Source organism: Candidatus Symbiopectobacterium sp. NZEC135 (assembly GCF_025962695.1).
Genome location: NZ_JAGFPF010001353.1, coordinates 1 through 578, shown reverse-complemented (window position 1 = coordinate 578; position 578 = coordinate 1). Strand labels below are relative to the sequence as shown.

At 50.3% G+C, this 578-nt stretch carries 1 pseudogene; it reads right to left on the bottom strand.

The annotated features are described in order from the left end of the window. Positions 1-311: 311 nt before the first annotated feature. Positions 312-578 (bottom strand): annotated as a pseudogene (locus J5224_RS34225) (acyltransferase); the annotation flags it as partial.

Below are 578 nucleotides of genomic sequence, written 5' to 3'. Positions count from 1 at the left end.
AAGCAAAGGCCAACCCCAGGGAAGATAATGCGCGTTTAGTATGTGTCATTTTTTGGGAGATAATACAGTGGAAGTTGTTGATGAATAATGCTGCCAATGGCGCTGGCTAAAGCAGTTGGGCCGTTAATTTCGGCACTGCAAACAGTAACAGGAAATGTGATCTGGCTCTACAATAAATCATCAATTCGTTAGAATCTAAATTGTTATAAAACATATCAATGATGATTAAGCGCTATAACGAGAACAAAATCACATTTCAATCGGCGTGCTATCCCCTCTGCGCCGTCCGGTGGTGCGCAGAGGGGGAGACATCACGCTGTTTGTTGCGGCTTGCGCAGGTTTCTCTCAGGACGCGCTTTGCGCGGCAGGAAACGTGTTGTGAGAAATTGGCGTACCCGCGTCACGATTTGCTCCTGGAACAGTAAGCAGATAACCACGGTTGCCAGCAGGAAGATGCCGTAGCCGGGCAGTGAAAGCTGTACGTTCCCGGCGGCCACGGCGCACTGCTCCCAATCGCTAAAGCAGGTCATGGGATCGCCGCGTACTAGCTGCTCCAGCGTTCGGAACAGGTTGAACAG